Source organism: Parabacteroides leei (assembly GCF_023369805.1).
Taxonomy (GTDB): domain Bacteria; phylum Bacteroidota; class Bacteroidia; order Bacteroidales; family Tannerellaceae; genus Parabacteroides; species Parabacteroides leei.
Genome location: NZ_JAMBQG010000019.1, coordinates 73,248 through 97,327, shown reverse-complemented (window position 1 = coordinate 97,327; position 24,080 = coordinate 73,248). Strand labels below are relative to the sequence as shown.

The following is a 24,080-nucleotide window of genomic DNA, read 5'->3' as shown; positions in this document are numbered from 1 at the left end:
CCCACTTATTTTTTCTTATTCATTTGTGACACTTCCGACACTTTTCGTCCAAAATCTTCCACAACCATCCAATAATCAAATTGGACATTATGTAGCTCCGACGGGTCATTCTTCAAATTATACAATTCCTGGTTTTGATTTCTCTGCGCAGGAATCCACTTCCATTCGCCAGAACGAACAGCGATGTTTCCACCATTATCCTGCAAAATAAAATAAGGACGATATGGCTTTGACCGAGGATCAAAAAATAGTTCAGATGCATCCCGGCTATCATTCATATCCGGACCACTTGTATGATTACCCAATATCCGGGAAAATGTAGCCAACATATCTATATAGCAGACAGGTTGTTCTTGTTCAAAGCTTTTTCTAACCTTTTGTGGCCAACTAAAAATAAAAGGGACACGAATTCCACCTTCGTTCAATGTTCCTTTTTCACCCCTGAATATACTAAAAGGATTATGTCCGTTCAAATTCTCCAAAGCACCATCTGCATACCCTTCCCTGATTCGCGGTCCATTATCGCTGGTTACAATAAGTATGGTATTATCCAATTCTCCTTTTTCTTTCAGAACCTTTATAACCTCCCCTACCATATAATCAAATTCTTCAATCACATCACCATAAATACCCGCCTTCGACTTTCCTCTGAATTTTGGAGAAGGAATTCGTGGTTCATGTGCATTATGAGTAGCAAAAAAGAGGAAGTAAGGATCATTCTTTTGCTCTTTAATAAATTGTAAAGCTTTGTCCAATAAAGTATCAGCCATCTCTTCATCTTTCCATAAAGCTGCATTTCCACCACTCATCCAACCGATCCTGCTCACTCCATTCACAATCGTTCCGTCGTGTCCCATGTGAGGTCGCAAAGTCAGTAATTCCGGATTCTCTTTCCCCGTTGGATTATTTCCCACCTTTTGCCAATAAGAAACCTGTATGGGGTCAGAAGAAGAGAAATTTACCACTTTACTATTTTCAATATACACACAAGGCACACGGTCATTGGTTGCTGGAAATATATATGAATAATCAAAACCAACCTCCTTGGGACCATTGACTATCGTTTTATTAAAATTCACTTTATCCTCTTTACTCCCCAATCCCAAATGCCATTTACCGACAATGCCAGTATTATATCCGGCCTGCTGAAATGTTTTAGGTAAGTTATTTTTCTGTGTATCTATCAATAAAGGTGCATCTCCCGGCAGAATATGAGCACCTACCCGCCAAGCATACTCTCCGGTAAGTAAAGCATAACGCGAAGGAGTTGATGTTGATGCCGGAGCGTAAGCATTGGTAAATCTTACTCCATTACGAGCTAACTTATCTAAATTGGGAGTCTTTATTTTTTTGGCTCCATAGCAACCAAAATCGGCATACCCAATGTCATCTGCCAAAATAAAAATTACATTGGGATTCTTTGTAACCCCACAAGCTGTATAGGAAATCAATGCGCCTAAGGCTACAAAATAGTTTCTTTTATCAAAATTCATGGTATTGCTATTTGAAAAAATAGAATAATCAATGAAGGTGTGTCAAAAACAGATCTGTATTTTCTACGTTTCCTACGTTCGGTAATCGTTTTTGGCACACCTTCTCAATAATAAGAACCACTTTTATTGTGGAGAATCCCACCCCGGATTTTGTTTCAAATTCGGGTTAATAAGCAGTTCATCCATTGGAATCGGACTTAAATAATCCCTATCCGGATTAAACTTAAATGTACCTCCATTCAAACTAATTACATACGGATCTAAATAACCATCTTTATCAACAGGTATTGACGGAATATTCAATCCTTGTTTTACATAATCTTCTTTTTCATACCGATACCCCTTAGGACGTTTTCCGTCAAATAATTTATGAGCTCTCCACCGCTTCCAATCATCTGTACGATATCCCTCACCAGCCAATTCAACTCTTCGTTCTTGACGAACAATCGCCAAATTATCAGAAATCGGATAACCATAATCAGGCCACCATGACTCAACCTGCGGTTTAACCTCTGTCAAAGCTGGCATCCCAACACGTTTACGCAGCAAATCTATATTATCCGACAAATCAGGAAACGAACCGTTTAATTCAACATAAGCTTCTACGTAATTTAACATCAACTCTGCAACTCTAAACGAAATACCAGAAACCAAAGGATCTGATTGATTTATAAGAGGTCCTTCCACATTATGTGCTTTCTTTGGAGCAAATCCAGTAGTCGTGTTACGACCCGCTTCAGACATGTGTATTTGAGGAACAGTAAACAATGAATCTATAAAACCAGGAGTAACAGTATTCAACAAATCCCCTGGAGTAAACACACTTTGCTTATAACGAGGATCCAATTTTGATGCCAATTCAGATAAATAGACAACCCCCGTTCCCGGAACAGCCGACTTATCCATAATATCAATAGATTTTCCCTCATTCGATAAATAACTACGAACCAAATCTAACGTATAAGAGCAATTAGAATATCCATACCACCAAGACTGTACATTAACATTATTTTTTATACCCAATGCTTCTGAATATTTTTTACTAAGAGTTACTTCCTGAATATCAGCATAATCAAATCTATTAAACAAATTATAATAGTCCGATTCCGGATGTCCGGTTGAATAAAGTTTACCTTCAAATCCTCCACACATTTGTTTAAACTGGTCATACGCTTCGATTGTCTTTTGAAAAAGTTTATCAGCATCAACATCCGAAGCCGACTTTGTTCCTTCATGATATTTAGCCCAAGTTGCTTCAAATAGAGCAATTCTCGACTTAAATATCAGTGCAGTCTCTTTGTTAAGCCTATTGACACCAACGTCTGTTCTCAATTTCAAATGTTCAACAGCCTGATCCATCAAATTCATTATTGAATCGACAACCAAAGAACGTGGATCACGAGCTTTATTCAATGCTTCCTCATCTGAATCGGAAATAACCGAAGAATACCAAGGTACATCTCCAAATTTCCGAACTAGTTCATGATACTTCAAAGCCTTCAAAAAACAAGCTTCCCCATAAGTATGCTCATATTCACTAAATGGAGATTCACATAGAACATAATTATCGAAGAACATATTAATTTCTCGAATAGGTCCCCATTTCCATTCACCGCCGCTTGTTGGTGTCGTATTATCTTCTCCATTCATCCAAGTAGGATGATTCAAACCGATCACCATATTATCCGAATTCTGGTCATCGATATAATATCCCATTCCCCAATCCGTTAAACTCCCGGGAAGCCATTCATATTTTCCTACAATATAAGCATCTAATTGTTCGGGGGTTTTCCAAAAAGTAACCTGAGAAACTTCATCCAAAGGTTCTCTATCCAAAAAGTCATCACAAGAGAATAAGGCCACAAGTATTGGTAAAACTAAAAAACCTTTGTACGTTGCTTTTATTTTATTATATATATTTTTCATATCTTATATTCATTAAAAACTAACATTAACTCCAAAAGAATAAACAGCTTGTTGCGGATACATTCTTCCTCCACCTACCGCTTCCGGATCTATATAAGAAGGTAAAGCCGATAACACAAACATATTTTCTCCAGAAAAATAAACTCTGCAATTAGTTATTCCTGCTTTTGAAATCAGGTGTTTAGGTAATGTATAAGCCAATTGAAGATTTTTCAATCTTAGATAAGCTCCATTTAGCAAATATTTCGTATTTGTTTGAAAGTTCTTGTTTCCTTCCGCATTATCATAAGGACGTGGAAAATATGAATTGATATTTTCACCCATATATTCCAACAAACGTGAATCCGTTGTACCATCCCGATAAAAATCCATGTGCCATTTATTATCATATACAGAACTAGCAAATGAATTACCAACGCCTGTTCCCCAGAAAAAGAAAGAACCATTCATAAAGAGATCACGTTTCGCAACACCTTCGAAGAAAAGCGACAAATCCAAACGTCCCGCTTTCTCAAACTCATATCCAGTAGACAAATTTATACCATATCTGAACCGAGGAGTCGTATTACCAATGATCCGTTTATCACCAGGTTCCTCTACTGTAGAGTTGCCGGGGGTTATCTCTCCATCTCCATTCAGGTCTTCATATTTAACATCACCCGGATACCAATTGGCATGGATCTTACTTTGATCAACTAACAACTTTCCATTTTCATCAAAATCATCTTTGGTCAGGAATCTATTAACCTTATATCCCCATATTTCACCAAAGACTTTTCCTTCATACCATTTTTCTGAACCATCCGAATTTTGTCCAAATGAATTAGATGCAGAATTATACTTTGTTACTTTACTGCGAGCATCTGCTAAATTTAAAGAAACACCGTAATCCCATTGCTCGTTAATTTGATCTCTCCAACTTAACTGCATTTCAAAACCATTCGTCACAAATTCTGCATTATTTATCGAAGGAGCACTTGTCCCAAGAACTGCTGCTTTAGGTGTAGGAGGTCCAATAATATCCCACGAACGTCTATTGAAATAACCTAACTCTGCAGACAACCGACTATCCAATGCTCTCATCTCTAATCCAACATCCAATGTCGTAATTTTCTCCCAAGTCCTGCTCATATTTAAAATACCCGGAGTCTTAACATAAGGTAATCTACTTCCATTGAAAATCCAGCTTGATTCTGAAGCAACTTCCATGGTCGGTATATGTAAATAACCTGCAGAATTACCTTGATTTCCCAATGTACCATAAGATGTTTTTAATTTCGCAAAATTGATCACATCTTTAAGACCTTCCCAAAAACTTTCATTACTCATATTCCAAGCAGCAAAAGCAGAAGGGAAAAATCCCCATTGAGAACCTTTCGAATACCTACCGGATCCATCATAACGCCCATTTAGTTCGATAAAATAACGTTCATCAAAATTATAGTTGATACGTCCAAAAAAGCCACAAGTAGCCCAATCATTTATTTTATCATCGAATGTTCGTATACCTTGCGCAATTGAAACAGCATCCATATCCGGAACAAATAAATCTTTTGCTGTTCCAGACAATTCTCTATAAGTATTCTCCTCAGTCTGAGCACCTAACTGAATCCTGAAATTATGCTTTTTTATCTGATGCTCATAAGCTGTATACCCTTGTATCGTCCAATATCTATTCATTCCTGTATGCTTTGCCAATGACGACTCAGTACCTCCCATAAGGAACTTATCCCCGGAAGGTCTTAATCCGTAAACAGGCATCTTCAAAGACTGATAATCTTTAAAGTTCATACGCCAAGTACCATCCACATGAGCTGTCCATCCTTTGGCCAGATTAAAATCCAATGCTAAAATATTATCCAAACGGTGATACACGGTTGTCTGATGTCCCCCTCCTATACCTGTTGCAATACGGGTTCCTTCATTATAAACTCCATCCGGATTTTTAACAGGAGTAACAGGCCACGCTCCGTAAGCAAACTCATAAGCACGTGATCTTCCCTGTCCATACTCAAAATTAGGATCCTTGGTTGTTTCATATGAATAACGAGACCGATAAGTCAACTTCAACCAAGAAGTGACATCTGTTTCCACTCCCCCATTAATATTGAAGCGAGAATAATTATCTATATCTTCTACAAAATTCAAGATGCCCGGTTGATAGACATACCCCGTAGACACAGAATAAGAAGTCTTATCATTACCACCTCTCACGGAAAGATCATGTTGATGACGAAACGAAGAACGTAACCAAATATCAATAAAATCATTATTACAATAAGACTGATTACCCCATCCCCAAGTATTACCTTCATCAGAAACTAAATCCGATAAAGTATACTTTCCTGGATTCTGGATATTATCTAAAATAAGATCCAACTGATCGTTTGTAAAAGCCACAGGCATCTTAGCATTGACTTTCGACTGATTCTTCAATAATCCGAAAGTATATGAATCAGCCATTCTTGGCATATTAATAGGAGTTACTACACCATAATTACCACTATAAGTAATAGAAGGCTTCTCATTCCTTCTTCCCATTTTTGTCGTTACCATCAATACTCCATACGGAGCACGTGCCCCATACATGGCAGAAGCTGCAGCATCTTTTAAAACTGAAATACTTTCAACATCATTGGGATTTAAAGCATTAAAATCATCCATACTGGAAGGGATTCCATCAATAACAACAAGAGGAGGAGTCGACTCATTCAAAGCTGCCTGCCCACGAATCTGAATCGTTGGAGTTTTACCGGGAGTATTTCCTCCAGAAGGAGTAGAGAAAGTGATACTACTAGCTTTCCCTTGTAACATAGAACTAGTATTGGTCACCGGACGATTTGCTAACTCTTTTGAACTTACTACATCTACAGAACCCGTTAAATTAGATCTCTTTTGTGTTCCATACGCGACCACCACCACTTCTTCCAATGTCTCACTATCCTCTTTCAATGTTACATTTACAGACGATTGTCCTTTCACTACCATTTCCGTTGAAACATATCCAATATACGAAACTACCAACGTTGCGTTGTCAGACGCAACGTTAAGGGAGAACCTCCCTTCGACATCTGTGATAGTACCATTCGTTGTTCCCTTTTCCACAACATTCGCACCAATAACCGGCTCTCCTGTTTCGTCTTTTACAACCCCTGTTACCTGACGGTTCTGCTGGGCAACCGCAAGTACAGTATTTTCTAATTTACTATTGGGAGATAAAATGATATACGTCCCATCTACCGTAAACTTCACATCCGTCCCATCGAATAGCTGTTTTAACAGCTCCTCCAAAGACTTCTTACTCGAATTAACCGTCACTTTCCGGTTCACATTCACGTACTTATCATATACAAACAAATAATCCGTTTGCTTTTCAATATCTGTCAGGACACTGGATAGTTCCGTATTGTTTTGTTTCACCGTCACTTTGACATTTTGAGAATCTACATTTCCAGCATGTAGACTGAATGTCAATGCTAATGAGCACACTGTGGTTAGCTTCATGATTCTAAAAAAGTGTTTACACCGTTGGGTTTTGTCATAGAAAACCCACGATAAGAATTTTTTATTCATATCTTTGTTGTTGCTAATTGATTAATACATTTATTTTTAACTGTGTTAATTGGATGCCGATGGGTGTGGGGACACTTGTCGGCATTTCATTTTAAGATTAACTTTCTTCTTTAAGATTAACTTTACGATTCATGCTTCATAGGCTGTTTCATTTTTAATTAGACTTATTTTATATAGACAATCGAGTTGTCTTCATTTCGTTCAAAGGTATATTTAGCATTCCGCTGCAAAATTCGTAACGCATTGTCCAGTCCGTCGGAAATACGGAATTTACCGCTGCACGAATATCCTTCCAGATTCTTATTCTCCACAACAATAGAGATACCGTAACATTTTTCAAAACGTTTCATCAACTCATGAAAAACGATATTGTCAAAACAAACCAATCCATCACGCCAACGGAAATGATCATAATCATCAATGGATGAAACTAATAACCGGCCATCTTTCAAATGAACCTCCTGATCCGGTTTCAAAAGGACCGAAGCTGAGACAGCTGAATTATCCGTCACTTTAACAGATCCCTCCATCAATGAAGTTGAAAACTCTTCCGAATCCGAATAGGCTTCCACATTAAACTTTGTCCCCAATACTTCGATATCACATTTTCGGGTATGAACCACGAAAGGAGATTCCTTATCATGTTTTACTTCGAAGTATCCTTCACCATCCAGCTTCACCTCACGTTTCGCTCCGGAGAAAACTGCCGGATAAACCATCTCTGAACGGGCATTCAACCAAACTGTCGTTCCATCCGATAATGTAAGGTTTACCCGTTGTCCTGCCGGAACCGTTATCGTATTCATTGCAGCCAACAGTTCTTTCTTTTCTGACACATAGAAGTATAGTCCACAAGCTACCGTCACTGCCACAACGGCTGCTACTTTCAGTACTTCGCGCATCCAGGGACGAATAAACGGTCCTTTGTTCACATTCAATGCCAGCTTCTTTCCTTCTGTCCTTTCATCCGCACTTCCGGCAAAGATCATTGCATCGAAGAACTCACGCTCCTTCAGCAACTCTTCTTCGTTTTCAGAAGAGGCATCCAACCAACGGTAAACAGCCTCTTCTTCTTCCGGAGAAGCGATACCTTCAAAGTATTTATATAATGTTTCTTTTTGCATCTTTTTCATCGTTCTATATATAAAGCGTTCCAGCCGGAAACATCCCTAACGGAAAAGTGAACTTTTTTGAAATAAATATTCATTAAAAGGGAAAAAGATCGGTCTACTAACAAATACCAAAGAAAAACAATGCAGGTAAATAATCTTTCAATGCAACACGAAGCACCTTCAATGCTTTGGTAATATGAAACTCCACAGCTTTAGTAGAGATGCCCAATGCATCGGCTATCTCTTTATGACTCTGGCTATGATAGCGGCTCCTTGTAAAAATATCTCGGGTTTGTGGGGGAAGAGACAACAATGCCTTATCAACCAACTCCTGTAGTTCTTTTGAAAAGATCCGTTCGGGGTTGCAAGCTTCCAAAGTAGTGATACGGATGTTCAACTTACGGGCCTCGTTCGTTTTCACATATTCCTCATAATCTTCCTGGACGCGCAATTGCCGCAAATGGTCCAGACATTTATGCTTGATAACGGTCAATATATATGCCGGCACATTGGTATGGGTATCGAGTTTCCGACGATTTTCCCAATAGTACATCAGGCTTTCGACGGCTATATCTTCAGCCATCATCTCGTCATCCACATACGTCCTGGCAAAGTGAATAAAACGTCCTTTGTAGTTTGTAAACAGGTGATTAAATGTTTGTATCTCGGTGCTCTCCTTCATAACAATATCGCTAACGGGGGATAAAGATATACAAAATATCCCAGCCCCCCTCTTTATGTACTAAAAACATTAAGAGATCAAGTTTAAAGTCAGTATTTCCTCATCGGTGGCTTTTTATTGTAATGACACTATAGTCTGCCTCCCCTTAGCACAGTAGTGATAATACAATCAGGACTATAGTGTCCTATTAGACAACACTATAGTCCTGAATCTCAAAAGTCCGAAAAATCCAATATAAAACTGGCCGGTGCATAAGCTCCCAATTCCAGTTCAAACTTTCCGGATTTAATGTGGATGGGGTCTCCTTTCTTTTCCCCGCGCAAATTTACCGGTATGGCAAGTGAGGCATCCATACCCTTTGGCAATGTGACCATTAGTTTTCCTGAAACTCCAACCTGTTCCCAAACGCGTAGTAATGTTCCTGTATTTCCATCCGGATCGGCACCAAATGCGGTGACTGTCACTCCCGGACGAGAGACTTCTATACCCGATTGGGCAACAGGAAGATTTCCTTCATTCTTCTTTACAGATATAGTTTGTAATGGATTACGCGCTTCCAATGCCGAAGTCACGAACAGCTGGGATCTTTCTTCCGGAGTAGTACCTTCTTCTACCGTCCAGATACGAACCCGGGAACTCCACGTACCAGGATACCAATAACGGAAATTAGTATTCCACTGATTATTAAACAAATTAAGATAGACAACCGGCTGTTCCGGTACGTAATCGTCTGAATATTTCCAACATCCGGGAACTCCCAAACTGATCAACGGATGATCGAGCGGACATACCGCAATTCCAGCTCCATCCCGACCGGTAATGGTTACACCATGTTCTGCCGTATATAAATGACGGTTTGCTCCGGGAAGAATGTCGGTTGCCGGATTCATCACGCCCAACTGCCGATAAACCTTGAACTCCGGTTGATCAATCCGGAAAGGCAGGCAGAGCCAGTCCGCTTCCGGCCAATTGTCTTTCGCTTTATCCTGTATTGTGATTTCCATATCCACATACGGCTGGTCTTTATACAAAGAGATGCGCAATACGGAAGCCGGAAGATGGTTGGAGCGGTCGGAAGGCATAGTCAGTTCGGCTATTTGCACGTCACCCTCAGCAGTCATCTTCAACACACCTTGCTTGGGTGAAGCCGCCCGATAAGGCACCTCCTTTTCCGACACCATACCCGGTTTGCAGATACCCGGATGTGCCCAATCCTTCGCACGCCCCTGCTGGTAAGTCATCGTATAATCCAACGTTTGTTCATACGTGAACCGCTCATTCAGATACTGTCCGAAGCCCCGTTCGGCTTTCGGGTCTATCCACTCGCGCCCGCTCTTCTTATCTACCAAGGAAGTGATACATCCCCGTTCCGCATCAAAAGTGATTTTATAATAGGCATTCTCAAGCGTGTTGCCTGACAATCTCTGTTCTTTGGTACTTACCTCTTTCAACGGGACAGTTCGGTATCCTCCTGCGGGGATATTCTTTACGAACTGTTTCTTTCCTTCCACCTCTATCCAATCCGAACGCTTCCAAGGTAGCGGGTTGTAGACAATGGAAGAGGGTTTGTTGCATTTCACGTGAGTAGCCAAAGACTTCATGTTCCTATCTGTAACCGAATGCGCGATGTCGGAAGCTTTCCGCACATAATCCGTTTTATCTTCCCACGAAGCTTCCAAATCTTTATTTTTTTCAGCCGGTAATTGCTGAAAAGCCTTTCCGTAAACATCCACTTGTCTTGATCCGCCCCACGTATGTTCGCCATACAAAGCCATCTTTTCATACGCTGTAGCTATCTCATCCGAAACAGCCGGTGTCTCAACGCCCCAACAGCCCAATTGCGTATGCAACGCCTCTGCTGCCGGTATCAATGAATGCGTTTCCCGCAACAGGCGTATTCCACCCGGGTCACACATCACCCCATGTATCCAAGTATCCGGCATAGCAGACTTCACCACGGGCAATTGCGGATTTTCCTTCATGATGGCATCGTAAAAGTCATCCATCGTTCCCATGTGCACATTCACATCCGGCATTTTCTCTTTTATCTCCTGAAACAATTCCTTAATTCGTTCTGCCGTAGGAGGTCCCGAGTTATCACCTGTCACCAGAATAGCCGGCCAAACCGTATAAGGCCAATCTTTTGCCGGCATCAGGTTTACTCCCATCATCGGATCATTCGGTCCCTGCCATTCTACAGGACACACGGCACAGTTTGTTCCGTAACTGGCAGAGTACAATGTCATCACCCGCGAGCCATCAGGTCCTTCCCACCAAAACAATCCCGGTGTTTTAACAAACCCGCTCGGCCAGTTACAACCGATATGCAAAAATCGGATACCCGCATGAGCCAATACCGTCGCCAAGGCTCCTGTCTGCGACGGTTCGTCGGTCATCTTGCCGGAGTGTGACAAAGGCAGACCATACTTACGGTTCAACGCAGACGAAAAGCCCAATCCGCGTACCATATCCTCCACTCCGCAAATATCAGAGATCAGCGTGAAAGGTAACGCATGCGATATGATCTTCCCCGACCTGAACTTTTCGTCCAATATCTGCCTGCGTAGAGGAGTCTGCCCATCCCAGTCTTCCATCGTCTTCGATAATACCCATCCGGGGATCGTCCAGGCAAACTGCTGTTCTTCGGGCAGATCGACACAAGCATCCATCGCTTTAATGGCACGGTCGATCATGTCCGTTTGATAATAGTTCACCACATCATCCACCCGGTGCGTATAGCCAATGTCAAAATGGGTCTTACAGATCACAATGACCTCTTTCACCTTAGTATTGTATTCTTCCGCCACCTCTCCTTTTGCCAGAAAGGGAAGCAGAGACAACAATCCACAAAATATACTTTTCTTATCCATAAAACTATATTTTATTGCAACTCAAACATAGTTTTCGCCCTGACATCATCCGATGCCGAGCCGACCAGCACCTGGAACTTGCCGGGTTCAACCACCCAGCCATGCTGTGCCGGGTCATAAAAACTCAGTGCTTCTTTATCAATTGTAAACGATACATGGACGGTTTCGCCCGGAGCCAATTGGACCTTGCAGAACCCTTTCAACTCCTTTACCGGACGAGGCAAGGAAGATTTCAGGTCGCTGACATACAACTGAACCACCTCTGATCCTTCTCGCGCCCCTGTATTCGTAACAGGTACCGTTACAGTTAAACGTCCTGTCGCATCCACGACCTTCTTATCAACCGTTACATTCCCATACTTGAATGTCGTGTAACTCAAGCCATGGCCAAAAGCAAAGTTGGGTTTGATCTTTTCTTTTTCAGCCCACCGGTAACCGACAAAAATACCCTCTTTGTATTCGACCGTCTTTCCGTCTCCGGGATAAGCTCCTAATGCATGTGCTGCCACATCGTCAAGCCGGACAGGAAAAGTTACCGGCAACTTACCCGAAGGATTTGTTTTGCCAAACAATACCGAAGCGATGGCATTCCCACTTTCTGTACCTCCATACCAAGCCTGAAGTATACCGGGTACCTGTTTCAACCAAGGTATAGCATACGCATTGCCGCTTATCATCACGGCAACCAAATGTGGGTTGGCTTTCGATAACTCCGCTATCAATTCATCCTGCCCATACGGCAAATTATACGATAACCTGTCTGAACCTTCACTATCTTGGTTCGGTTCCTTATTCAACCCACCGACATAAACAACCACATCTGCACCAGCTACCGCTTTTAGCGCCTCCCGCTTCAGGCTATCAGCAGATGCTCCTTTCAACCTGGATGAATAACCGGGCTGATAAACGACCTCTATCTTATCGCCCGCCATGTTCTTTATCCCCTCCAAAGGAGTCACTTCATACAAAGCCTTCACTTCGGAAGATCCACCTCCATTGGTTACAGTACGTATGGCATTCTCGCCTACCACTACTATCTTTTTCAAACCTGAAAGACTCAAAGGCAGGATAGAGGCTTCATTCTTCAACAATACGATTCCCTCTTCGGCAATCCGGCGCGCAGCATCCGTATGCTCCCGGTTATTCATAACACCCCAAGGACGGTTCGGCGACATATTGGTACGGTACATCATGCGTAAAACACGTCTAACCTTCTCATTCAATACTTTTTCGTCAGCCTTTCCCGACTTCAACAGTTGCAGATAAGCATTTCCCAAGTAATAGTTTTCAAAAGCCTCTTCAGATCCTAATGCTGTTCCATACTCCAGATCCAACCCATTAAGGATTGCTTCTTGAGTACTGTGAGTTCCGCCAAAGTCAGACAACAACACTCCGTCGAAGCCCCATTCCTTTTTCAATATGTCGTTCAACAAATAGTCGTTATGGCAACAATGCTGACCATTCAACCGGTTGTAGGCTCCCATCACTGTCCACACATGACCTTGTTGTACGGCAGCCTTGAAGGCAGGGAAATAGATTTCATGCAACGTACGCTCGTCGACCAGCGAATTGACACTATACCTTTCAGTTTCTTGGTTATTGGCAGCAAAATGCTTCACACATGCTGCCACATGATTTGACTGGACACCATGAATATACGACACTGCTATCTGAGACGACAAGTAAGGGTCTTCCCCCATATACTCGAAGCTACGCCCGTTGAGAGGTGTACGACATATATTCACTCCCGGACCCAATATGATGTTTTTATTACGGTACAACGCCTCTTCACTGTATGACTTTCCATACAAGATACCCATGTCCGGATTCCAAGTGGCAGCCAGAGAGATAAGGGACGGGAACGCCGTACAATAGTCATTATTCGCATTCGCATCCGACCAGCTTTCCCAACGGAACTCCGGACGCATACCGGTAGGACCATCCGTCGGGTTATTCTCCGGTATTCCCAAACGGGGAACACCCCACGAACGATAGCCGCCATTGGCATGTAGCAATCGTACTTTCTCTTCCTGAGTCATACGAGACAGAGCATCTTCTATACGCTCTTCCACAGGTTTTGTTGCATCCTGATAGATAGGCTTCGTTTGTGAGAAAGCGGTAAAATAACCAATCAAACCCCAAACAAGCCATCCTGTTTTCTTTATATAGTTCATTGTCTATTACTCTTATGTTTATTCGTCGTTAATCTATTCTTTCGATCGTGAAACGATAAGTTAACGATCCCTCATTCCACATACGGAAATTTGTATTCCAAAGATTATTACTCAGATTAAAATGAACGCCGCCCTTTTTGTCGGGGTATTCCAATGAATAGTTTATACCTCTCGCTTCACCGACATTAACCAGGAAAGCGGCTTCACTCCATATACGGATGGTTCCGTTAGAGGTAATCAAATCTACATAGCGGTCGATACCATGCTGCTGGCGATTCCCTTTTTCTACCACATCGAACAGATCGACACGCTCACCTACCTTCTCAGCAACGATGGAAAGAATATCATCCGTAGTAAAAGACAGCCAATAGGCTTCCGGCAAGCGAACAGCAGGTTTGCCTTTTATCGTCAAAGTAACTTCCGCCTTCTTTCCGTTCTTATAGTCCAATACATCTATATACATCTTTTCAGGAAGTACCCGCTTATCCACCTTACTTTCATTTTGGAAGACCAGCTCGCTTACCGTCCGTATCCCTTTCTTCTCTTTACGAACCTCCTGCCTGATAGTCTGTGCGGAGAGAGAAACACTGACGGCTTTCGACTTATCCAGTCCCGGCTTGCCTATATCAGCCAAAGCCCATCCATAGTGGGCACGCAGGTAGTTATCCAGATACTGCTTATAATCGGCGGCATCATACATCTGGTATGATAAACCTTCGAGCTTCAATGCCCCCTTCTTCAGTACGGCAGCCTGCCAAGGAGTAGAAGAAACCGATTGGGCTTTTTCCGTAAAGGTAGGAACAACCGGCTGGTCGATTTCCTTCATCTTCGCCAACGCCTCTGCCTGTAAATGCTGAGGTAGGTATTGGATCGCGTTATAAATATAATCGTCCAATTCCTTCCACGATGCTTCCGCCTTCCGAAAAGGTACGGTAGCACGAGCCGGAAGGAAAAGGTCCATATCATATTTATCCCAGTTATGAAGATGAGTTTTCACGTCAACTCCCTGCGTATGTTCGGCAATCAAACCCAATTCCAATACAAAATCGAGTGCTGCATCACTGTTCTTGTCGATTTTCTTTTCACGCAACCATTGGGAATAGAGTTCAGACAAGGCTCTGAATTTCGCCATTCGTATCGGGGCACTTCCATACCCGTAAATCCAAGTGTCACCAATTTCAGAGGTGACAACCGGCAACTGGTCCTGCATGGCAATCAACTCTTCGGCAATCTCATTGAAAGAACAAGCCACCAGGCGGGCATTCGGATAACGCTTATGCAGGTCGGCATAAATCTCCTTCACCTTTTCATACGAATGAGGACCGTGGTTATCACCGGTAAAGTTGATAGAAATAACAGCCTTTCCTCCCGGAAGTATATTCTCCGAGCCGTAATCTTGCTGATAGACCAAAATCAACTCGCTACCATCCGTATCTCTCCAACGGCAGAACTCCGGTACACCAGGTATAGGGCAAGCCGGATTCACACCAATATGCAGAAAACGAATCCCTGCACGGCCCATCGGCGACACAATGCTACGCGTATGTCCCGGCACATCCGTCATTTTAGCGGCAATCGTCTTTTTTCCGTACTTTTCATCCAGCTTATGAGAAAGAAGCAGGCTTGTTTCAAACAAATCCAAGTTCATCGATTCCGACTCGACGGTGTAAGGAACAGAGTTCCAAACAATATTCCCCCGTCCGATAGCAGCCTCCAGGCGTTTCACTTCCTCTGGCGATGCCGTATGGAGATATTTCCAAATCAGCCATGCCCCTGTTGTCCAGACATATTTTTCACTTGCATTCTCTGCCCGCAGTTTTTCTGACACATCCAATGCCTTGGGTATAAACTCTGTGATATAACGTTGTGTCACCACGGAACTCAAATCGGTAAAACCAACATCCAGGTGCGTCTTAAAAACGACGTAAACTTTATCGACAGAGGTATTTACTTCCTGTGCCACCAACTGGCAAAATCCTCCCACAACCAGCAGTAGAAGGATTAACATTCGCTTCATAATCATCTTGTATTTTTTTAATTTAAACATTCTTCTTCCAGCCCATTCGGTAGATTTGTCGCTTGCTAGCTAAACATCACCAAACCTTAATACGATTGCCTGATACTATTTCAAACGGGCCTATAGAAGGAGAGACAGTTGATCTCTCTTCTCCCAAGAAATCGGTATCCAATGAAAACGGAGTACCATCTGCATTCTCGAACGGATAGGTAGTCAACTCGGCAACTCCCAAACGGTCGGTATTGACCGGTTTACCTTTCAACTGCGACAATTTCGTTTTTCCTTCGAATGTAATATACACTTCATCCGCAACCTCTTCCACCTTGAAAGAAGGGTCGAACGCATCATCCACCACACCCTGTTCCTTCTCTTTCATAGGACGGGCACCATTACAAAACAGATTGTCTTCGGCATAGATCACACCTTTCACCTCGTTCAAGAACTCCAAGCCATACAATTTCTTATCAGCTCCGCTCACAAAAATATTGTTATAAAAACGCAGGTCGCCATGTTTTATCGGACTTACACCTTTCAGCTCGGTTGAATGATTCAATTGGTAAGGGGTAAAACGGGTATAGTCTGCCTGCAAGGTCAACTTTCCCCCAAAAAGATTATTCAGGTAAGCTCCCCCATCCGTTGATTGCATAAGTGAATGAGGGGAAAGGAACAGGTTGTTATCCACAATATACGGGCCGTGGCTCACCTCTATGAACAAATCAATCGAATTACGATAACACAAATTGCCCGACACCCGTGTCCCCTGCGTCATCCAATCCAACCACATGCCAAACGAGGTGCAATCATGGATGCGGTTGTCCCGTATCACGGCATCGATCGCCCCATGAAACTTGATCCCGGCAATCTCATAACCGTTATACTGATCCTTTACGTGTATGTTATAGATATGATTGCCGTAGACTTCGCTGAAAGCAGCCATCGTCCCACAAATAGCCGTTTGTTCACAATTATAGATCGTATTGTTGCGAACAATGTGAGAACCGATCGTTTCTTTGTTCCAGCCATGGCGTGTCGTGTTGAATATGACTTCGATATAAGAGATATGCCCATCTTTCACTCCATCGGCATCATCAGCAGGAAGTACCCCGTCGCCGGTTGTACGCTCCTTACCCAACGTAATGCCTGTGCTCTTGGCATCGTGGATGATATTATTTTCTATAATCCAACCCTTACACCAGTGCGTGGCGATTACGCCCACCTGCTCATTCGTCGGCGAAGCCCACTTCGTACCGGCCTGGCTCATTTCAAACCCTTTGATGGTGATATAGTCCAGTTGCTGCTTATCCGGATAGAAACAGGTCGGACGGGCTACCACCTCGACACATTCCTTATTGGGATCTACAGTACCGAAGCGAGCCCAGATGGTCGTGTTTTCGTCATCCGTTTCACAATACCAGAAGTCTACCGTCCCCTCCGGATCAGCCTTGCATACATGTGGCTTCGGATTTTGTACTTTACTCAAAGAATCCACTTCATAGAAGGCCTCGCCATTCAAATAGACCTCCCCCAAATGCGTGACACGCCCGTCATTGATAATCCAGTCGCCATCAAACAATTCTTTATAAGGATTGAAATCACCGAAAAGCGTGTTGGGAATCACCACCTTCCAAATACCTTTTCCCGCTTTCTTCCAGCCTTTGATCACTTCAGAGCCTTTAATCTCCACCTTTTCCCCTTCGGCAGCCTGATAAACAATCCGCCGATTATCGCTGGTTCCGCCATACATCGGTTTTATCCATTCCCGATACACTCCTTCATGCACCGTCACCACATCACCGGGTAATGCCTTTTGAGCCGCCCGATTGATGGTTTTGAAGGGAGCCTCAATTGTTCCAGCATTCTTATCACTTCCTTGGGGTGAGACATGGTACTCTTTCGCTTGCAACATATTACAACACAAGCTTAATATTAAAATCCGATTCAGAATATTTCTCATGATATTTACTTTTATTTCAATGTACGAAGATAAAAACCGCCATTACTATAAAAAATAGCAAATAGCTGCTTATTTGGTGGATTATTATTGCTTGGATTATCAGTTTACAAAAGTACTCCTCAAACGGGGATAATTTGGTTAGGGTGTCTAAGTCCCGGGAGTTAGACACCCTAACCAACGGGAGTTAGACCGGCTAAGCGCCTAGAGTTAGACGGTCTAAGTCTAAGGAATAAGATTGCCAGACCGGCAGCATCCTCCTCACCTCCCGTTTTATTCGATGACTGGATGGTCATCGTCATCCTTTTGGAACAAGGTTCCGACATACCATATCAATACTCCAACTTCACTGTTTCTGCAAAATTGTAGCGTTTGCTGGAGTTGTCCGTTCGTGCACCAATCTTTACATAATAAGTCTTACCTTTGGTCAATCCGGTAATCGTCTGTTTGTACGTTGTAGACAAGGCTTCCTCATCCGGAACACTACTCAAATCGATCATCGGACTCAATGCCGTTGTAAAATAGTTTGTCCCCACATTCAGGTTGTCATGAACCACAAACACACGTGTATCCAATATCTTATCACCTACTTTTGGACGAGATATAGTCCATTCCACCTCAATGGCGTCCCCTGCTATCTCTACTTTTTTAGGGTGAATCGCTAAATAAGGAGTAACCTTAAAGTCTATATTTTCAGACTTCTTGATTGTTACAGATACTGGTTCTACCGGAAAGAAAGCTCCTTCCACCGGTTGTACATCATAAGTCGCACTAAATATCTTCGTGTTTTTAAATGTTCCGTCGGCTTTTCCCCAGAAATATTCCGGTGTCGCCGATTCACTCCAACTCGTTTCTACCATCTTTATTCTGAAACCATTCGGTTGTTCAGATATAATAGGTTTATTAGTCGTTTCATCTATCAAACTTCCTGCTATCGCTGCATTAGGACCTTCCATGTTATCAATATCGCCACACGACATCATACCCAATACAAACAACATACACATTAATAAATTCTTCTTCATTTCAATAATCATTTATAAGATTAATACCCGGGGTTATTAGGTAACAGCTTCGGATTCTTGGATATTTCACCATCCGGGACTTTGGCATAATTTACTTTTACATCATATGTATAAGTTGTACCTACCTCCTCTTTAGTAAAGATATATTTACCTTCATCATAAATATAATACGGACATAAAGCAGTATATTTCTTATTGTTCATCAACTTATCCGCAATTCTCCATCTGCGCAAATCCCAGAAACTATGCTTTTCGAAGACCAACTCCATACGTCTTTCCTTACGGAGATTCTCTTCTGTCAATTGCTCCAAAGTGTACAATTTGGCACCGGCTCTTTCTCTCACCTGGTTAACCAAATCCAAAGCCTCCTGCTTCTTGTTCAGATAGAAAGCGGCTTCGGCCTTGTTCAATAAGATTTCGGCATAACGCATTTCGATATACTGGGCTGTGGAATGTCCATGAACGACATAACTATTTTCCAAGGTCGGATCTTGGTATTTACGAACCAAGAATCCCGTCGTTGTCGCTTCATTATGCCCCATGCCACTTTTGCCTTGTATGGTCATATCCTGATACATGGCAGAAAAATCCGTTGTCGTTTTTAATTCTCCATCCGGATAACTCGTCCAAATGCCTTTCCGTATTTCTATCGTTTCTCCTTTGAATACATCATTCGGAAGAATTACACTCGCACGTAAACGGGGTTCCACATCCTTAAATATATCATACGGATTGTCGTAACGAATCGGATTACCACCGGCATCTGTTGTTTTCAACACAAACAGATTGCCATTCACATCATCAAACAACTCCACAATCTCCAACGTCGGATTCAATATACCGGAATATCCTTCCGGTCCTCTGACTTGAAATGGCACCTGGTGCACATCCCAACTGTGAGCACGCTCCGGATATTTATAATAAGTCGCAAATATCACCTCTGGATTATCTTCATCCAAGAACAGATTCCAATAATTCTCAAACTTATCGGTAAACTTGTTGTATAACGAATATTTGCCTTCCAGTTTGGAAGCAGCATCGTAAGCTGCTTGATAGTAACTTTGTGCCTTAGATGCTGGCATACCCAACAATTCTTCATAACCGGCAGCCGGAGTATCAAATTGGCAAATGGAAGCGGCATACAACATTGCTCTCGATTTCAAACCATACGCCACATATTTATTGACACGCCCTTTTTCAATGCTTTCTTCCGGTAAAAGCTCAATGGCCTTATCCAAATCTTCCACTACAAAATCCCAACCTTCTTGTTGTGTATTACGCGGGATTTGTAACTCTTCGATATTCGTTTCGGGATAGTTCCTCACCTCTTTTACCAAAGGAACCGCGCCATACCGTTTTACCATATTAAAATAATAATAAGCACGACAGAAGTAGGCTTCCCCTAACCAAGTATTAATCTTGTCTGCCGGGAAACTGGCTTCATACTGAGGCATATTCTCTATAAAGTAATTGATCTTACGCACCCGGTCGTATGCCCAAAACTGAAACATATCCCCGGAAGGCGAATTATACACAAAGAACAACTGATTGTTCAACAATTCGCCCGACATGTGTCCTCCCTGCGGCCATGTATTCCAATAATTATTAAATCCCCAAACCGTAGCTCCATGGTTTGGTATCGGCATATCATTATATAACGAAGCCATATAAGCTGTAATACCGGACTCGGAAGCAAAAATATCCTTATCCTGAATGATATCAACAGGCGGTACATCCAATGAATTACAACTGGTTCCTAAGATCGCCAAAAACAGACTAGCTATTATTTTTTTCATGTTCTTACAATTTAAGTTTAGAATGTAATGTTCATTCCCACATTATACGTTTTTGTAATAGGATACAAACAACTGTAACTATCACTCGGATGTTCCGGGTCAATATACTTCAATCCTGTCAAAGTAAACAGGTTATAGGCATTGAAATACAGACGTAAGTTTTGGATACCCACCTTTTGCATCCACGTTTGCGGAAATGTATAACCTATTTCTGCACTCTTCAAACGCAAATAATTGACATTTTGAATACTACGAGAAGAAGTCCAATAGTTTGTTGTCTCTCCTCCATTGTTGGTAGAAGGATAATATCCCGGAATCCACTCCGTATTAGGATCTTTCGTATCAGCTCCCATTTCTGCCGTATGCCAACGATCCATAAACATAGACAAGCCACCACGGTCCCAAGTCAACGGACGTTCCATCTGTACCTGATTGATCACCGTGCCTTTGGCAGCACCTTGGAACAATAAATTCACATCAAACCCTTTATAAGAGCCTGCCAATGTAAAACCAAAATTGATACGCGGATCACCTTTCAAATCAATCGGACGCTCGTCATTCCCATCAATTATGCCATCCTCGTTCCAATCGATATATTGGTAATCACCCGGACGCAGAATGGAGTTTCCTTTATTATCCTGCACCGGAGCTGACCAAATATCCCCCATATTGTGGAAATAGTCAACAAATTCATATCCCCAATAAAAATCGCCATAACGGTCGTTATAATTATCCCGCCAATTTCTGTATGAATTGTTCGACTCGGCTCGTTCGATGTATTTATTCATTGCTCTGAAATAAGAGATATTTCCGGAAATCGTATACCGGAAATCACCAATCGAATTCGTATGAGACAATCCGATCTCAAAACCACGTATCAAATCACTATTCAAGTTTTCCTGTGGCAAGGCAGCCCCTAAGGTTCCCGGTACGGAAAGCGAACGAGTTGCCAACAAATTTTTTCTATATCTACGGAAAATATCTCCTTGAAAACTCAACAATCCATTCCACATATCTACATCCAATCCTAAATCAGCAGTATGCGCCTCAAACCAAGTGATATTCGAATTAGCCATCCCCCGGAATCCCAATCCACTGATAAACGAGTTATTAAAAAGATATCCGCCACTCGGATAAGTATAACCCGACAGGAATTGATAAGTAGAAGCATTGTCGTCTCCCAGCACACCATACGTTCCTCTCACCTTCAAATTGTTTATAAAAGACAACGCCTCACAATTCTTAAAGAAGTCTTCTTCCGAAATACGCCATGCCCCCAAGAAAGAGGGGAAGAAGCCCCATTGAGAACCTTTGGCAAATTTAGAAGAACCATCATAACGAAAACTAAATTCTGCTAAGTATTTCGACTTAAAATCATAATTGATACGACCTACAAAAGCTTTATTTGCCATATCGAAAAAGACTTTCGGGTCTGTATTCATTGTTGCCTGTTGATTATCGGTTGCACCCGCAAAGATTTCATCTACCGCATCCATCGGCAAATCTCTCTGAGCTGCAAAATTATCAGTTTTATGGGTTGTCTCCTCATACAAAAACAGAACCTTTAAGTTATGAATTTCTTTAAATGTCCGTTCATAATTTAATTTCAATTGCAACAAGGTCTTTTCATCCTTATAATAACTACGATTAATTCGAGATGGAGAATAGGCTTTAAATGGTTGATAAGAATCAGCTACAGCATCGTATTCGTACAATGCGTACTCCTTCCTTGAATAACGATTATCAGAACTATCATAATCATAACTATACATTGCCCCAACATTCAAACCCTTGATAAAAGGAACAGCATAATCTAACGTAAAAGTACTTTGAAATAATTTTTGATGATTTTTGCGTGCTCCACTTATATCTGCAGTTGTTAAAGCTATGGGATGATAAGCACCTGGCAACTGTTGCAAATAGGCTGGATTGTTATTGGCATAAACCGGTAATGTCGGTATATGCATCCAAGCAGCTTTATACACTTCCCAAGCATCCATGATCGGTTCGTTCTTCGTCCCCATCATCCCATTCAACTGCATCCCAACTTTCAAGTTCTTAGTGATTTGCCCGTTGATATTGGTACGCACATTATACCGTTCGTAATTCAAGTCGCCACTGGAATAGAAGCCATCTTGCTTCATGTAACCGAAGTTCATGAAATAATCTATTTTATCCGATTTGCCCTGGGCACTGATACTATGTTGTGTCTGTGGAGCTATTTTATCAAAACCGACATCCGACCATTTGGTTTCCGGTTTTAATCCCATACGATACTGGTCTATATCTTCTTGTGTAAACATCAAACTTCTTCCCTGATTGATTGCGTTTTCATTGGTCAACTCCATCCACTGGGCAGCATTCAGTGTTTCCGGAATGTTCGAGGCCTGTTGCCAACCAACAGAACCATTGTAGTCCAATGTCAGTTTAGGAGTCTTACCACGTTTAGTCGTAATGATTACCACACCATTTGCAGCTTTTACACCATAAATGGCAGCAGAGGCATCTTTCAATACAGAGAATGATTCGATTTCATTCGGATCCAAACGATCCATATTGGAACGAGGTACACCATCAATAATCACTAACGGGGTACCCATACCACGAATCTGCATATCGGTATTATAACTACCCGGTTCACCAGACTTCTGTACAACACGAACTCCCGGTATCTTACCGGAAATCATATTCTTTACGTTTTCACTACGCGTCTTTATCAATTCTTCGTTACCAATATTGCTAACCGCTCCAGTCAAAGTGGCCTTCTTCTGCGTTCCATAACCGACAACAACAACTTCTTCCAAGCTCTGAGAATCTTCTTTCAGAGTTATATTAAACACCGATTGACCTTTGATTGATACCGCATTGGAAAGATAACCTATATACGAAATAATCACTGTCGCATTATCCGAAAAGACTTCCAGAGAGAACTTTCCATCTACATCTGTTATTGTTCCATTGGTCGTCCCTTTTTCCATCACATTGGCTCCAATTATCGGTTCACCGTTCGGCTCTTTTACGATACCCGTTATTCGTTTTCCTTGTTGTTGCTGAATAACCGCATTCTTTGTCAAAAAAATCTGTCTGTCATCTATTTTATATGACAAATCATACTTTTCTACCAGATAATCCAATATCACAGTGATATTGGATTTAGTCTTCTGAAGACTAAACGGCAAATCGTTGGGAATATCTTTACTATTGTAAAAAAACAGATATTCAGACTGTTTCTCCACTTGTTTCACCACATCATAAAAAGTACCGTTTTTAACATCTACTGATACCTGTGTGGTCTGTGCATACGTATTGGCAGATATATGTATGATACATAATAGCGTAAAAGCCAGTGTTAATTTCATGATACGCCTTATTTTTGGAGACAAAAAGCCCCACTCTTGATATTTTTCCATATTTTTGTGTATTATTTTAAGTTTGAAGTCTTTCCGTTACTGTTTGCCGAC

General features: G+C 41.9%; 12 protein-coding genes. All 12 read right to left on the bottom strand.

Translation table 11 applies throughout. The features are described 5' to 3' along the window. Nucleotides 1-5: 5 nt before the first annotated feature. Nucleotides 6-1,493, bottom strand: a complete 1,488-nt coding sequence (locus tag M1P97_RS21425) for a sulfatase family protein (RefSeq protein ID WP_195370998.1) — start codon at nucleotides 1,491-1,493, stop codon at nucleotides 6-8. Between the two features lie 123 nt (nucleotides 1,494-1,616). Next, on the bottom strand, nucleotides 1,617-3,419 hold the full coding sequence (locus M1P97_RS21420) for a RagB/SusD family nutrient uptake outer membrane protein (RefSeq protein ID WP_249390148.1): 1,803 nt from the start codon (nucleotides 3,417-3,419) through the stop codon (nucleotides 1,617-1,619). 12 nt (nucleotides 3,420-3,431) lie between these two features. Further along, a complete protein-coding gene (locus tag M1P97_RS21415) occupies nucleotides 3,432-6,923 on the bottom strand; it encodes a TonB-dependent receptor (RefSeq protein ID WP_195371267.1) in 3,492 nt (1,163 codons plus the stop codon). Nucleotides 6,924-7,156: 233 nt separating this feature from the next. Further along, the gene (locus M1P97_RS21410) at nucleotides 7,157-8,116 is read right to left on the bottom strand and encodes a FecR family protein (protein WP_195371265.1); all 960 of its coding nucleotides are present in this window, start codon (nucleotides 8,114-8,116) and stop codon (nucleotides 7,157-7,159) included. A gap of 106 nt (nucleotides 8,117-8,222) precedes the next feature. Continuing rightward, complete coding sequence (locus M1P97_RS21405) at nucleotides 8,223-8,786, bottom strand: RNA polymerase sigma-70 factor (RefSeq protein ID WP_195370994.1); 564 nt, start codon at nucleotides 8,784-8,786, stop codon at nucleotides 8,223-8,225. 212 nt (nucleotides 8,787-8,998) lie between these two features. Next, nucleotides 8,999-11,656 (bottom strand): glycoside hydrolase family 38 C-terminal domain-containing protein, encoded by a 2,658-nt coding sequence (locus M1P97_RS21400; protein ID WP_195370992.1) that lies wholly within the window; start codon nucleotides 11,654-11,656, stop codon nucleotides 8,999-9,001. Nucleotides 11,657-11,667: 11 nt separating this feature from the next. Continuing rightward, complete coding sequence (locus tag M1P97_RS21395) at nucleotides 11,668-13,830, bottom strand: glycoside hydrolase family 3 C-terminal domain-containing protein (RefSeq protein WP_195370990.1); 2,163 nt, start codon at nucleotides 13,828-13,830, stop codon at nucleotides 11,668-11,670. Between the two features lie 28 nt (nucleotides 13,831-13,858). Further along, nucleotides 13,859-15,847, bottom strand: coding sequence for a DUF5054 domain-containing protein (locus M1P97_RS21390; RefSeq protein WP_249390147.1), 1,989 nt, complete (start codon nucleotides 15,845-15,847; stop codon nucleotides 13,859-13,861). Between the two features lie 76 nt (nucleotides 15,848-15,923). After that, on the bottom strand, nucleotides 15,924-17,801 hold the full coding sequence (locus M1P97_RS21385; RefSeq protein WP_249390146.1) for a right-handed parallel beta-helix repeat-containing protein: 1,878 nt from the start codon (nucleotides 17,799-17,801) through the stop codon (nucleotides 15,924-15,926). A gap of 329 nt (nucleotides 17,802-18,130) precedes the next feature. Continuing rightward, complete coding sequence (locus tag M1P97_RS21380) at nucleotides 18,131-18,823, bottom strand: DUF3823 domain-containing protein (protein ID WP_249390145.1); 693 nt, start codon at nucleotides 18,821-18,823, stop codon at nucleotides 18,131-18,133. Between the two features lie 20 nt (nucleotides 18,824-18,843). Continuing rightward, a complete protein-coding gene (locus M1P97_RS21375; protein ID WP_249390144.1) occupies nucleotides 18,844-20,619 on the bottom strand; it encodes a RagB/SusD family nutrient uptake outer membrane protein in 1,776 nt (591 codons plus the stop codon). A gap of 17 nt (nucleotides 20,620-20,636) precedes the next feature. Next, on the bottom strand, nucleotides 20,637-23,978 hold the full coding sequence (locus M1P97_RS21370) for a SusC/RagA family TonB-linked outer membrane protein (protein ID WP_249390143.1): 3,342 nt from the start codon (nucleotides 23,976-23,978) through the stop codon (nucleotides 20,637-20,639). Nucleotides 23,979-24,080: the final 102 nt, after the last annotated feature.